Below are 13,484 nucleotides of genomic sequence, written 5' to 3'. Positions count from 1 at the left end.
GAGGCGGCGGCTAGCCTGCGCGCATGCCCGGCCCCGGAGACGTCCCACCCGAGCACCTCGACCGCCTGCGCCCGGTCTGTCTCGGCCTGCCGGAGCCGTCAGCGAAGATCACGTCCAGGTATCACAACACTCTCTCAGGCGACCGGCGCGGTGCTGTCCCGCAACACCACAGCGCCGGGCAGGCGTACGACCCGGCGGCGGCGAGCGGTGTTCTCGGTCAGGGCCAGTCTCATCGCCTCCTCGCCGAGCCGGTGCAGCGGCAGCGCCACAGTGGTGAGCGGCGGGGCGAGGTCGCGTACGACAGGGATGTCGTCGAAGCCGGCGACCGAGACGTCGCCGGGCACCGACAGCCCCCTGTCGCGCAGCGCCGCGTACGCGCCGACGGCCATCACGTCGGTGCAGGCGAACACGCAGGTGGCGTCGAGCCCGCGGTCGAGCAGCTCGGTCATCGCCTGGTAGCCGCCGTCGCGGGTGAACGCCGCCTCGGCCACCGCGGCCGGGTCGAGCGCCACCCCGGCGGCGGCCAGCTCGTCGCGGAACCCGCCGAGCCGGTCGGCGACAGTGGTCAGCTCGGGCGGGCCGGAGAGCACCGCGAAGCGGCGGTGCCCCAGGCCGAGCAGGGCGCGGGCCAGCTCGGCGGCACCGGACCGGTTCTCCGGCAGGACACTGTCGACCTTGAGGTTGCGGTGCCGGCTGACCACCGCGACCCGGCCGCCGCCGTCGAGGTAGGGCGCCAGCTCGGCGGCCATGGCCCGCTCCCAGCGGGGGTCCTCGAATCCGGAGCCGATGAGCAGGATGGCCGGGGCGCGCTCGGCGCGCAGCATCGACACGTACGCGATCTCGCGTTCCGGGTCGTGGAACGTGCTGGCCAGCATGACCAGCAGGTCGTTGTCGGCGGCGACGCGCATGACGCCACCGGCGACCGCCGCGAAGTAGGGGTCGGTGACGTCGTGGCAGACGACGCCGACGCTGCGCCGGGACGCGCCGGCCAGCGCGCGGGCGTGGGCGTTCGGGGTGTACGCGAGCCGCGCGGCGGCGGCCAGGACGCGCTCGTGCAGGTGGGGGGTGACCCGTCGGCCGTTGAGTGCCCGGGAGGCGGTGGCCAGGGAGACGTCGGCCGCCCTGGCCACGTCTTCCAGCGTCACGTGCGACATCGATGCGGCTCCCTGCGGAACGTCTTGACCCGGTGTTCCGGCGTGGCTACGGTAGCACCCTGAAAGCGCTTACTGAAAGCGCATTCAGGGCGGGGAGGCACAGTGGAACGCACGTCCGTCGGCATCATCCTCAACGGCGTCACCGGCCGCATGGGTTACCGGCAGCACCTCGTCCGGTCCCTGCTCGCCATCCGCGAACAGGGCGGCGTGCCGGCCCGCGACGGCAGCCGCATCTGGCCCGAGCTGACCCTCGTCGGCCGGGACGAGAACCGGCTCGGCGAGATCGCCGGGCGGCACGGGCTGTCGGCGTACACGACGGACCTGGACGCGGCACTCGCCGACGACGCCAACCGGATCTACTTCGACGCGCAGGTGACCGCGCAGCGGGAGAAGGCGATCCGGGCGGCGATCGAGGCCGGCAAGCACGTCTACACCGAGAAGCCGCTCGCCGAGGGGTTCCTCGCCTCGCTGGAGCTGGCCCGGCTCGCCGCCGCCGCCGGCGTCCGCAACGGCGTCGTGCAGGACAAGCTGTTCCTGCCCGGCCTGCGCAAACTCAAGCGGCTGGTGGACGGCGGCTTCTTCGGCCGGATCCTGTCCGTGCGGGGCGAGTTCGGCTACTGGGTGTTCGAGGGCGACTGGCAGGCCGCGCAGCGTCCGAGCTGGAACTACCGCGCCGAGGACGGCGGCGGCATCACGCTGGACATGTTCCCGCACTGGCACTACGTGCTGGAGCAGATCATCGCCCCGGTCACCGCCGTCACCGCCGTCACCGCCACGCACGTCCCCGAGCGCGTCGACGAGGCCGGGAACAGCTACCGGGCCACCGCCGACGACGCCGCGTACGGCATCTTCGAGCTGGCCGGCGGCATCGTCGCGCAGATCAACTCCTCCTGGGCGGTCCGGGTGCACCGGGACGAGCTGGTCGAGTTCCAGGTCGACGGCACGCACGGCAGCGCGGTGGCCGGGCTGCGCGACTGCCGCATCCAGCACCGGGGCACCACCCCGATGCCGGTGTGGAACCCCGACCTGCCGGTCACCGAGCCGTTCCGCGCGCAGTGGCAGAAGGTGCCGGACAACGGCGAGCACGACAACGCGTTCAAGGTGCAGTGGGAGGCGTTCCTGCGCCACGTCGTCGACGGCGAGCCGTTCCCGTGGGACTTCCTGGCCGGCGCCCGGGGCGTGCAGCTGGCCGAGGCCGGGCTGCGCTCGGCCCGCGAGGGGCGGCGGGTGACGATCGAGGAGATCCCCCGGTGAGCACACGCATCACGCTGCCGGTTCCAGGCGGCGGCACCGAGAAGCTGACGTTGCGCGAACCGCCCGCCTGGCGCCGGCCGTCCGCGCCGCCGGCCAGCCGGATCGCGTACGCGGCGGCGCACGTCGTCGCCGACCCGTACGCCGACAACTCCCCCGGCCGCCCGGCGCGGCTGGACTGGGACGCGACGCTCGCGGTGCGGCGCGACCTGTGGTCGTGGGGCCTCGGCGTGGCCGAGGCGATGGACACCGCGCAGCGCGGGATGGGGCTGGACTGGGCGGCCACCCGGGAGCTGATCCGGCGCAGCGCCGCAGAGGCCGCCGCGTGCGGCGGGCGGATCGTCGCCGGGGCGGGCACCGACCAGCTCACCGGCGTGCCCGGCACGCTCGACGAGGTGGTCGCCGCGTACGCCGAGCAGGTCGCGTTCGTGCGGGAGTGCGGCGCAACGCCGGTGCTGATGGCCAGCCGCCACCTCGCCGCGCTCGCCACCGGCCCGGAGGACTACCTGCGCGTCTACGAGCGGGTGCTGCGCGAGGCCGGCGTGCCGGTGGTGCTGCACTGGCTCGGCGACATGTTCGACCCGGCGCTGGCCGGCTACTGGGGCTCGGCCGACCTGGACGAGGCCACCGCCACGTTCGCCGCGCTGGTGCACGCCCACGCCGAGGCGGTCGACGGGGTGAAGGTGTCGCTGCTGGACGCCGCCCGGGAGGTCCGGCTGCGGGAGCTGCTGCCACCGGCGGTGAAGGTCTACACCGGCGACGACTACCACTACCCGGAGCTGATCGAGGGCGACGGGAAACGGTTCAGCCACGCGCTGCTCGGCGCGTTCGCGGCGATCGCCCCGGCCGCGTCCGCCGCGCTGGGGCGCCTCGACGCGGACGACAGGGCCGGGTTCCGGGCGGCCCTCGATCCGACGGTGCCGCTGTCCCGGCACCTGTTCGCCCCGCCCACGCCGTACTACAAGACCGGCGTCGCGTTCCTGTCCTGGCTCAACGGGCGGCAACCCGGCTTCACCATGGTCGGCGGCCTGCACGGCGGGCGCGGCGTCCCGCACCTGGTCCAGGTGTTCCGGCTGGCCGACGCCGCCGGGCTGTTGCGCGACCCGGAGCTCGCGGCCCGGCGGATGCGCGCGTACCTGGACGTCGCGGGCGTGGCCGGATGACCACCGATGCGCGGCTGGCGAAGCTGTCGCTCAACCAGCGCACCACCCGGCGCTGGTCGGTGGCCGAGGCGGTCGGCGGCTGTGTGCGCGCCGGTGTCCCGGCGATCGGGCTGTGGCGTGAGCCGGTGGCCGAGATCGGCGTACCGGCCGCCGCGCGGCTCGTCGCGGACGCCGGGCTGCGGGTGTCGTCGCTGTGCCGGGGCGGGTTCCTCACCGCCGCCGACGAGGCCGGACGGGCCGCGGCGCTGGCGGACAACCGGCGCGCGATCGACGAGGCCGCCGAGCTGCGTGCCGCCTGCCTGGTGCTCGTCGTCGGCGGCCTGCCGCCCGGCTCACGCGACCTGGCGGGCGCGCGGCTGCGGGTCGCCGACGCGCTGGCCGAGCTGGCACCGTACGCGGGCGAGCGCGGGGTACGCCTGGCGCTGGAGCCGCTGCACCCGATGTACTGCGCCGACCGGGCGGTGCTGTCCACGCTCGGGCAGGCGCTCGACCTGGCCGAGGCGTTCCCGGCCGAGCAGGTCGGCGTGGTGGTGGACACGTTCCACGTCTGGTGGGATCCGGACGTGTGGCGGCAGATCGCCCGCGCCGGGGCGCGGATCGCGAGCTTCCAGGTCTGCGACTTCCTCACCCCGCTGCCGGCGGACGTGCTGCTGGGGCGCGGCATGATGGGCGACGGGCACATCGACTTCCCGCCGCTGCGCCGCGCGGTGGAGGCCGCCGGATACTCCGGTGACGTCGAGGTGGAGATCTTCAACGCCGAGGTGTGGGCCACCGACCCGGACCTGGTGCTCGCCACCATGACGGCGCGGTACGTGGATCGTGTGCTGACCGGCTGACCCAGCGTGACGAGTCCGGCCTGTCGGACAAATCAGGTGGCCGCCCGCCGGATCCGGCGGCAGGATCGGAACCATGTCATCCCCTCACCTCACCACTCCGATCACCCCGGACCTGCTGCGCGGCGCACTCGACCTGGAACAGACCGCGCAGGGGGTGCTGCCGCACCGGCTGCCCGCGTGGGCGCGGGCGCAGAACACCGACCCGCAGGTGATGATGGCGGAGGCGATGCCCTCTGGCGTACGGCTGGCGTTCCGCACCCGGGCCACCACTGTGGAGCTGGACGTGCTGCCCACGAAGATGGTCTACCGGGGCACCGGGCCGCGTCCCGACGGCCGCTACGACCTGGTCGTCGACGGCCGTCTCGCCGGTCAGGCCACCGCCGGTGGCGGCAGGGTGCTCACCATCGACCTGACCACCGGCACGTCCGGCGTCGAGCCCGGCCCGGTCGGCACGGTGCGCTTCACCGACCTGCCCGCCGCCGACAAGGAGGTGGTGATCTGGCTGCCGCAGCGGGAGATCACCGAACTGGTGGCGCTGCGCACCGACGCGCCGGTCGAGCCGGCCGGCACGGACGGCCGCCGGGTGTGGCTGCACCACGGCAGCTCGATCAGCCACGGCTCGGACGCGGAGAGCCCCACCGGCACCTGGCCGGCCGTGGCCGCCGCGCTGGCCGGCGTGGAGCTGGTCAACCTCGGGTTCAGTGGCAGCGCGCTGCTCGACCCGTTCACCGCCCGGGCCATGCGCGACACCCCGGCCGACCTGATCAGCGTCAAGATCGGCATCAACGTGGTGAACAGCGACGCGATGCGGCTGCGCGCGTTCGGCCCGGCGGTGCACGGATTCCTGGACACCATCCGGGAGGGGCATCCGCACACGCCGCTGCTCGTCGTGTCGTCGATCCTGTGCCCGATCCAGGAGGACACGCCGGGCCCCGGCGCGGCCGGGTTCGCCGACGGGAAGGTGCGGTTCCGGGCCACCGGCGACCCGGCCGAGGTGGCCGCCGGGCGGCTCACACTGCGCGTCATCCGCGCCGAACTGGCCCGGATCGTGGCGTCCCGGGCCGGCGCCGATGCGAACCTGCACTACCTCGACGGGCTGGAGCTGTACGGCGAGGCCGACTACGCGCAGCTGCCGCTCCCCGACGAGCTGCACCCCGATCCCGCCGCCGACCGGCGCATCGGCGAGCGGTTCGCGGCACTGGCGTTCGGCCCGGCGGGACCGTTCGCCGCGTCGAAGTGACGGACAGCCCCGCACGGCCCGGAGTGACCCAGGTCACTCCGGGCCGTGATCCGTCGAGGGCGCCGGGAACGACCATCTAGGCGTGGAAGGAAGCAGACAGGACGAGGAGCGGCTGCTGCGGCGGGTCGCACGCGCCGACCTGGACGCGTTCGACGAGCTGTACCGGCGTACGTCGCCGTGGCTCGCGATCCGGCTGCGGCGGCGGTGCGCCGACGACGGCCTCGTCGCCGAGGTCCTCCAGGACACGTACCTGACGGTGTGGCGCGCCGCCGGCTCGTTCAGTGGGCTCCGGCCCTCCGGTGGCGCGGACGCGCCGGGCGGCTCGGCCGCCGGCTGGATCTGGACCATCGCGGCCCGCCGCCTGGTCGACGCGATGCGCCGCCGCGCCCGGGTGCGGGAGGTGCCGACCGACGTGCTTCCGGTACGCAGCGCGCCCGCCGCCGAGGACGAGGCGCTCGCCGGGTCGCTCGGCTCCGAGGTGGGCGCCGCGCTGGACGCGCTCGCCCCGGAGCTGCGGGCGGTGCTGGCCGCCATGGTCCTGGACGGGCTCACCGTCCGGGAGACCTCGGTCCTGCTGGGGGTGCCGGAGGGCACCGTGAAGAGCCGGGCGCGGCGTGCCCGCACCGCACTCCGGGAGGCACTGACATGACCGCTCACGTTCCCCCGCCGGCCCTGGCCGCGTACGCGGCGGGCAGCCCCGACGACGCCGCCACCTGGACCATCGAGGTGCACCTGGAGGGCTGCGCCGAGTGCCGCGACCGGCTCGGCGAGCTGGCCGCGCCGCCGCTGCGGGCCCTGCTCGGCGACGCCCGGGAGGCGATCCTGGAACAGGCCCGCACCGGCCCGCAGCCGGTGCCCCGGCGGCCGCTGCGCCGGTGGTGGCTGCGCTGGACCGACTGGTCGATGCCGGCCTGGGCGGCCATGACGTGCACGGCGATCCTCGCCGCGGTGCTGCTGGACCGCAACTTCCCGGATCGCCCCTCGGCGGTGCTGCTGCTCGCGCCGGTGGCGCCGCTGGCCGGGCTCGCGGTGGCCTGGTCCCGCCGCGCCAACCCGAACTGGGAGGTGGTCGCCGGCACCGCCCGCGCCGGGCTGGAACTGCTGCTGCGCCGTACCCTCGCGGTTCTGCTCCTGGTCGCGCCGGTGCTCGCGGTGGCCGGGCTCGCGGTCGGCCGCAACCCGGCGCTGTGGCTGCTGCCCTGCCTGACGTTCACCGCGGCGACGCTGCTGCTCGGCAGCCGCGTCGGCGTGCCGGTGGCCGCCGCGCTCCTCGGCGGCGGCTGGCTCGCGGCGGTCGCGGCCGGGTCGTTCACCGCCGACGCGAACCGCGCCGCCGCCGTCACCGAGACCCTGCTCCGGCCCGCGACCATGCCCGCCTGGGCGACGGCCGCCGTCGTGCTCACGGTGCTGACCGCGCTACGCGCCGAACACCTGCGGCGGCCCACCGGCTGACGCCGGCCCCGCGACCCCCACCACCACACGGCGCCCGTCCGGCGCCGCTGTCCACCCTGCCCGGAAAAAGGAGACGACATTGGTACGCGCAGTGAGCGCCGACGAGGTGGCGCCGACCCGGCACGCCTGGCGGATCGAGGCGGTGGGACTGTCGGTGAAGGCCGGCCGGCACCTCGCCGTCGACAACCTCGGCCTGACCCTCGGCGCCGGCGTGCACGGGCTGCTCGGCCCCAACGGCGCCGGCAAGAGCACGCTGATGCGCGCGCTCGCCACTGTGGTCAAGCCGCACGCCGGAGTGCTGCGGCTGCTCGGCGCGGACGCCACCACGACCCGCGAGCTGCGGCCGGTGCGCCGCCGGCTCGGCTACCTGCCGCAGCAGTTCGGCTACTACCCCCGGTTCACGGTGCGGGAGTACGTCGAGTACGTGGCCTGGCTGCGGGAGATGCCGGCCTCGGCGGTGCCGGGCGCGGCCCAGCGGGCCATCGAACGGGTACGCCTCACCGACCGGGCCGACGCCAAACTCAAGTCGCTGTCCGGCGGCATGCTGCGCCGGGCCGGCATCGCCCAGGCGATCGTGAACGAACCGGACCTGCTGCTGCTCGACGAACCGACAGTCGGCCTCGACCCGGAACAGCGGGTCGAGTTCCGGGAGCTGATCCGCGAACTCGGCGCGGACGCCTGCGTGCTGGTCTCCACCCACCTGGTGGAGGACGTGGTGGCGGCCTGCTCGGACGTCATCCTGATGGATCACGGCGCCCGCGTGTTCCAGGGCCTGCCCGCCGACCTGGTCCGCCACGGCGAGACCGGCGGCATCGGCGACAGCGCCGCCGAGCGCGGCTACTCGTACCTGCTCCAGCAGCACCGGAGCGCCCGATGATCCGACAGATCCGCGTCGAACTGCGCCGCTCCAACGCGCCGGTCGTGGCGGTGCTGCTGATCGCCGTCGGCGTCCTCGGCACCGCCAGCATGTACGACTTCTGGCAGGGACAGTGGCTGCGGCTGGGCTACGTGCACGCCTCCAACGTCTTCCTGCTGATGCCGCTCGCGCTCGCCGGTGGCGCGGTGCTCGGCCGCCGGGACCGCCGTACCCGCGCCGACGAGCTGATGAACAGCACCGGCCGGCCCCGCTGGCAGCGCGCGCTGCCGGCGATGACGGCGCTCGGCGTCGCCGCCGCCGCCGCGCACCTGCTCGTGGTCGCCGCCAGCGCGGCGGTGATCGCCACCGGCGGCACCTACCTCGGCGTACGCGGACTCGCCGGGCCGCTGATCGACGTGCTGGTGCTGGTGGGCGCGGCCTGGGTCGGTGTGGCAGCGGGCCGGCTGTGGTCCTCACCGCTGCTGCCGCCGCTGCTGGCCGCCGCCGGCCTGGTGGCGCAGGAGGGCACCGCCATGCTCGGCGGTCCGGCCGGTAGCCGGCTGACGAACGCGTCCCTCATGATCTCCTGGCCGCCGGACACGCCGTGGGAGACGCTGTCCGACCGGCTGCTGCTCAGCCGCCTCACGCTCGGGGTCGGGCTGGTCCTCGCCGGCCTGCTGCTGGCGGCGGGCCGGTCGTGGCCGCTCCGGGCCGGCGCGGCGGCGAGCCTGGCCGCCGGTGTCGCGGGACTCCTGCTGATCAGCGCACCGGGCCCCGCCGGCATCTGGCAGCTCGACCAGTCGGCACGCCGCTACGTCTGCGCCGACGGCACGCCGCAGGTGTGCGTCACCGCGATCAACGCGCACCTGCTGCCCCAGATCACTCCCGAGGCCCGCCGGGGACTGCGCGCGCTGGCGAAGCTGCCGGACGCGCCGACCCGCGCGGTGGAACTGCGGCTGGACACCATCGGCAGCAACGACAGCGAGCAGTGGCACCGGCCCAAACCCGAACCCGGCACCGTGCAGTTCCTCCTGGAAGTCGACCCGGACACCGGCCGGGCCGCCGACGTGGCCGAACGCATCGCCCTGGGCGGCGGCACCAAGTGGTACGGCTGCGGGCGCAGCGGCGACGACATCGCCCCGGCGGTCGCCGCCGCCTGGCTGCTCGATGCCGAAACGGTGCGGCTGTGGGACTCCTGGACCGGATACCGGTACGCCGACGAGCAGCAGGAGGAGATCCGGACCGGCGTGCGACAGCTGCGCGCGCTGCCCGAGCCGGAGCAGTTGCGGCGGGTGACCGCGCTGCGGGACGCGGCCGCGCGGTGCGAGCCGGACCTGATGCCGGCGCTCACCGGACGGGCCGCGCCGTGACCCGCTGGCTGCCGCTCTACGTGCGGTCCCGCCGGCTACCCGCCGCGCTGGCCGGATCGGCGGTCGCCGTCGCCGTGATGGCTCTTTCCTGGTCCGCCTTCACCGACCGTCCCGAGGTGCCCGCTCGCCTCGCCGTGCTCACCACCGCGCTGGCGGTGGCGCCGCTCGGGCCGACGCTCGCCGGCACCGACCCGGCGCTGGAGCGGACCGCCGCCTGGCAGTGGGCGCCGCGCCGGGCCGGGCACCTGCTCGGGTACGGCGCACTGGTGGTCGGGCTGCTGGCCGCCGCCCGCGTACTCGGCGCCGACTTCGGGCCGCTGTCCGTACTGGCCCGCGACACGGCCGGGCTGACCGGGCTGGTCGGGCTCGGCGCCGCGCTCGCCGGCGCCCGGGCCGCCTGGCAGGTGCCGACCGCCTGGGCCGCGCTGGGCGCGCTCCTGGCCGCGCCGGGCGGGCCGGAATGGCGGCAGGTCGCGCTGTGGATGGCACAGGAGCCGGACAACCGGATCGCCGCCGTCACCGCCACGACGTTCCTCCTCGGCGGCGTCGTCGCGTACGCGCTGCGGACGGGACCGCAGGTATCGGCCGCCGAGGCGGCGCTGGAACAGTGAGCGGACCGGACCTCGCCGCGTGCCTGGCACGCGGCGGGGTCCGGCCGTCCACGGTCAGGTCAGCGGCACCCAGGCCAGGGTGTTCATGCCGGACAGGGCGGTCGCCTTGAGCCCGGCGTCGGAGACGGTCCAGAGCACACCGTCGACCATCAGCGAGCGGCGGATCGGCGTCCACTCGCCGCCGTCGGCCAGGTCGGCGGGGTGGTCGACGGCGCCGGCCACAGTGAAGCCCTTGTCGCCGACCCGCAGCGCCAGCACACCGCCGGACGGCGTGCCCTTGACGCTCTCGGCCTGGTCGGTGACCACGCCCGGACGGGTCACCGGGAGCACGACCAGCCGCTCCGGCGCCCAGTAGAGGAAGGCGTGCGGGTCGCTCTCCGCCTCGGACCAGCCGCCCGGGACGTGGTGCTGGGCGAGCCGGGCCGGCCGGGCCGGGTCGGCCACGTCGAACAGCGACACCTGGGTGCCTGTCACCCGCCCCTGGTCGGTCGCGTCCTGTCCGACACCGATCAGGCGGCCGTCACCGGCCGGATGCAGGTACGACGAGTATCCGTTGATCTTCAACTCGCCGGTGACCCGTGGGGCGGCCGGGTCGCGCAGGTCCAGCCCGTACAGCGGGTCGGTCTGCCGGAACGTCACCACGTACCCGGTGCCGCCGAGGAACCGCACCGCGAAGATCCGCTCGCCCTTGCCCAGCCCGGTGACCGCGCCGACCCGGTTCAGCGTGGCGCCCTCGGCGCGTAGCACGTACACGCCGGACTGGGAGGACGTTCCGCGGTTCCACGTGTCGCCGGTGGTGGTGGCCACCCGCAGGTGACCGTCCCACTCGGACATCGCGTACTGGCCGATCGGCCAGCCGGGCACGGACCCGGCGGCGACGTAGCGCGGCGTGGCCGCCGCGGTGTCGAACTGGTAGATCTCCGTGCGGGAGCCGCCCGCCTCGGACGGCTCGCCCCGCCACGTCCGCCACCGCTGGTCGTTGGCGACGTAGAGCCGGGAGCCGGTGCCGTAGACGGTGTCGCCGTCGGCGAACACGGTGACCGGGTCACCGGCGCCGAGCGTGGACGCGCCCAGGTCGAAGCTGAGCACCGTCACCATCGAGGCGCCGGAGAACCCCGCCGGCCGGCTGACCCGGTCGCAGCCGACCCGGCCCGAGCCGACGGTCCGGGCGCCGTCGCGGATCTCGTAGCGCGGCAGCCAGTCGTCGAGCGTGGCCTTGTCGATCACGGCCTGGTTGGCGGCGACCCGCTGCGCGTCGGTGCGCTTCCCCGGCTGCGGGAAGTCGAGCCGGTGTCCGGAACTGATCACGACACGGGCGGTGGCGCCGACCTGCCGCGCGTCGACCAGCCGGCCGTCCATCCGGTACTCGCCGGCGACCCGCGGCGCTCCGGCGAGATCGACCAGGACCAGCCGGGCCTGCCCGGCCGCTCCCGGGGCCGGCGGCCGGCCCGGGACGGTGCCCCTGGTGACCCACCCGTCGCGCAGCAGCACCAGCGCCCGGTCGCCGTGCAGCAGCAGGCTCGCCTCGCCACCGGAGCGCCGATCGGTGGTGAGGTCCAGCGCCACCCGGCCGGTCACCCGGCGGGTCGCCGCGTCGACCACCGACAACACTCCCCGGACGACGGTGACGATCCGCCGCCCGTCGGACTTGACCAGGTCCGGTTCGTCCACGCCCGCCTCGTGCACGTTGGTGCCGGAGAAATCAGGCGTGGACGCCGAGGTGGCGTCCTCGACGCCGCCGACCGCCGCCCGCTTCGCGGCGAACTGCCGCAGCGGGTCGTCCGACCCGAGGCCCCACGGCCCGACCGCCGCCTTCGCGGCCGTACGGATCTGCCGCAGCGCCTCGTCACAGGAGTCGAAGGCGACCAGCCGCAGCCCGCCGGCCGGTACGGCAGTGCCGGCAGGTGGCGGGTCGGCGGGCGGCGGGGCGACGGCCGGCGGCGACGCGGTGCAGCCGGCGAGCGCCAGCGCGGCGACCGTCGTCCATCTGTGCGTCCGGGATCCGTGACGGGTCATGCCGGTCAGACGTGGCCGCGCCGGGCGCGGTTCCCGCCGGTCCCCTCAACCGCCGGCCATCGCGCCGAGCACGATGAACGGCTCCTTGCCGGCGACCACCTCCTCGGGCAGCGGCGCGTCCGGGGACTCGTTGGACAGGTCGAGCTCGCAGGCGTAGAAGCGCACGAACGGCCGCCGCTTCCCGCTGTGCCGGTCACGGATGGTGCCGAGCAGCATCGGGTACGCGGCCTCCAGCGCGTCCAGCACCTCCCGCTGGGTCGGCGGCCCGGCCACCTCGACACGTACCTCGCCGGTGACGTGGGCCAGAGTCTTCAGGTGTGCCGGCAGCACGACCCGGATCACGGCAGCACCTGGACCTCGACCGAGAGCACTGCTGGCAGGTCCCGCACGATCGGCGCCCAGGTGTCGCCGCCGTCGGCCGAGTGGTAGACCTGACCTCCGGTGGTGCCGAAGTAGACGCCGCACGGGTCGAGCGTGTCCACTGCCATCGCGTCGCGCAGCACGTTGACGTAGCAGTGCGACTGCGGCAGCCCCTCGGTCAGCGGCTCCCACTGCTCCCCGCCGGTACGGCTGCGGTAGACGCGCAGCCTGCCCTCCGGCGGGTAGTGCAGCGAGTCGCTGGTGATCGGCACCACGTAGACCGTCTCCGGTTCGTGCGCGTGCACGGCGATCGGGAAGCCGAAATCCGTCGGCAGGTCGCCGCTGACCTCCCGCCAGTTCGCCCCGGCGTCGTCGGTGCGCATGACGTCCCAGTGCTTCTGCATGAACAGCGTGTCCGGCCGGGAGGGGTGCTGGGCGAGACGGTGCACGCAGTGCCCGACCTCGGAGTCCTCGTCGGGGATCTCCCCCGAGCGCAGGCCCTTGTTGATCGGCAGCCAGCTGGCACCGCCGTCGTCGCTGCGGAACGCGCCCGCCGCCGAGATCGCGACGTAGATGCGGTCCCGGTCGGCCGGGTCGAGCAGGATCGTGTGCAGGCACATCCCGCCCGCTCCGGGCTGCCAGGACGGGCCGGTGGGGTGCTGACGCAGGGCGGTCAGCTCGGACCACTTCTGGCCGCCGTCGGTGGACAGGTAGAGGGCGGCGTCCTCGCCGCCCGCGTACACCGTGTCGGGGTCGTGGCGGGACGGCTCCAGGTGCCAGATCCGCTTGAACTCCCACGGGCGTGGGGTTCCGTCGTACCAGAGGTGCTGCCCCACCTCGCCGCTGTAGGCGAAGTCGTTGCCCACAGTCGACCAGGTCCGGCCGCCGTCGTCCGAGCGCTGGATCAGCTGCCCGAACCAGCCGCCGGACTGGGACGCGTACAGCCGGTCCGGTTCGACGGGCGAACCGGTCAGATGGTAGATCTCCCAGCCGCCGAAGTGCGGCCCGTCGACGGTCCAGTCGTCGCGTTTGCCGTCCGACGTCAGAATGAACGCGCCCTTGCGCGTGCCGACAAGTACTCGTACGCCGCTCATGTCTCGTCCTCTCGTCCGAGGGGTTCTTCCGTCGCAATGACCCTGCGGCTCACCGGAACTCATCGCTGTCTACTCCCCGGC

The 13,484-nt window shown here is 74.8% G+C and carries 13 protein-coding genes; 9 read left to right on the top strand and 4 right to left on the bottom strand.

The genetic code is table 11. From position 1 onward, the window contains the following. Positions 1-134 precede the first annotated feature (134 nt). Entirely contained in the window at positions 135-1,154 is a 1,020-nt protein-coding gene (locus AB0B20_RS23840) for a LacI family DNA-binding transcriptional regulator (RefSeq protein WP_357384487.1), read from the bottom strand. 102 nt (positions 1,155-1,256) lie between these two features. Here AB0B20_RS23840 and AB0B20_RS23835 point away from each other — a divergent pair, with 102 nt between their 5' ends. From AB0B20_RS23835 to AB0B20_RS23795, 9 genes are all read left to right on the top strand, one after another. Beyond that, a complete protein-coding gene (locus tag AB0B20_RS23835; RefSeq protein WP_357473525.1) occupies positions 1,257-2,408 on the top strand; it encodes a Gfo/Idh/MocA family oxidoreductase in 1,152 nt (383 codons plus the stop codon). After that, complete coding sequence (locus AB0B20_RS23830) at positions 2,405-3,568, top strand: dihydrodipicolinate synthase family protein (protein ID WP_357473522.1); 1,164 nt, start codon at positions 2,405-2,407, stop codon at positions 3,566-3,568. The genes AB0B20_RS23835 and AB0B20_RS23830 overlap by 4 nt, the downstream gene beginning before the upstream one ends. Next, positions 3,565-4,404: a sugar phosphate isomerase/epimerase family protein gene (locus AB0B20_RS23825; RefSeq protein ID WP_357473518.1), complete on the top strand. Its 840-nt coding sequence runs from the start codon at positions 3,565-3,567 to the stop codon at positions 4,402-4,404. The genes AB0B20_RS23830 and AB0B20_RS23825 overlap by 4 nt, the downstream gene beginning before the upstream one ends. Before the next feature lie 73 nt (positions 4,405-4,477). After that, positions 4,478-5,644, top strand: a complete 1,167-nt coding sequence (locus AB0B20_RS23820) for an SGNH/GDSL hydrolase family protein (RefSeq protein ID WP_357473515.1) — start codon at positions 4,478-4,480, stop codon at positions 5,642-5,644. A gap of 82 nt (positions 5,645-5,726) precedes the next feature. Next, complete coding sequence (locus tag AB0B20_RS23815) at positions 5,727-6,293, top strand: RNA polymerase sigma factor (RefSeq protein ID WP_357384477.1); 567 nt, start codon at positions 5,727-5,729, stop codon at positions 6,291-6,293. Further along, positions 6,290-7,096, top strand: a complete 807-nt coding sequence (locus AB0B20_RS23810) for a zf-HC2 domain-containing protein (RefSeq protein WP_357384475.1) — start codon at positions 6,290-6,292, stop codon at positions 7,094-7,096. Before AB0B20_RS23815 ends, AB0B20_RS23810 begins: the two co-directional genes overlap by 4 nt. A gap of 79 nt (positions 7,097-7,175) precedes the next feature. Then, a complete protein-coding gene (locus AB0B20_RS23805) occupies positions 7,176-7,973 on the top strand; it encodes an ABC transporter ATP-binding protein (RefSeq protein WP_357384473.1) in 798 nt (265 codons plus the stop codon). Continuing rightward, positions 7,970-9,322: a hypothetical protein gene (locus AB0B20_RS23800; RefSeq protein WP_357384471.1), complete on the top strand. Its 1,353-nt coding sequence runs from the start codon at positions 7,970-7,972 to the stop codon at positions 9,320-9,322. Before AB0B20_RS23805 ends, AB0B20_RS23800 begins: the two co-directional genes overlap by 4 nt. Beyond that, positions 9,319-9,933 (top strand): hypothetical protein, encoded by a 615-nt coding sequence (locus AB0B20_RS23795; protein WP_357384469.1) that lies wholly within the window; start codon positions 9,319-9,321, stop codon positions 9,931-9,933. Before AB0B20_RS23800 ends, AB0B20_RS23795 begins: the two co-directional genes overlap by 4 nt. A gap of 54 nt (positions 9,934-9,987) precedes the next feature. Here AB0B20_RS23795 and AB0B20_RS23790 read toward each other — a convergent pair whose 3' ends face one another. The 3 genes from AB0B20_RS23790 to AB0B20_RS23780 are packed head-to-tail and all read right to left on the bottom strand — an operon-like array spanning position 9,988 to position 13,403. Beyond that, positions 9,988-11,949 carry a beta-propeller domain-containing protein gene (locus AB0B20_RS23790; protein WP_357473512.1) on the bottom strand — a complete coding sequence of 654 codons (1,962 nt, stop codon included), beginning with the start codon at positions 11,947-11,949 and terminating at the stop codon, positions 9,988-9,990. A 45-nt stretch (positions 11,950-11,994) separates the two neighbouring features. Beyond that, positions 11,995-12,291 (bottom strand): MoaD/ThiS family protein, encoded by a 297-nt coding sequence (locus tag AB0B20_RS23785; protein WP_357384465.1) that lies wholly within the window; start codon positions 12,289-12,291, stop codon positions 11,995-11,997. Then, positions 12,288-13,403: an exo-alpha-sialidase gene (locus AB0B20_RS23780; protein ID WP_357384463.1), complete on the bottom strand. Its 1,116-nt coding sequence runs from the start codon at positions 13,401-13,403 to the stop codon at positions 12,288-12,290. Before AB0B20_RS23780 ends, AB0B20_RS23785 begins: the two co-directional genes overlap by 4 nt. Positions 13,404-13,484: the final 81 nt, after the last annotated feature.

Source organism: Micromonospora sp. NPDC049151 (assembly GCF_040648395.1).
Lineage (GTDB): Bacteria > Actinomycetota > Actinomycetes > Mycobacteriales > Micromonosporaceae > Micromonospora.
The sequence above is the reverse complement of the archived record's forward strand: the minus strand, read 5'-3'. Positions and strand labels throughout refer to the sequence as shown.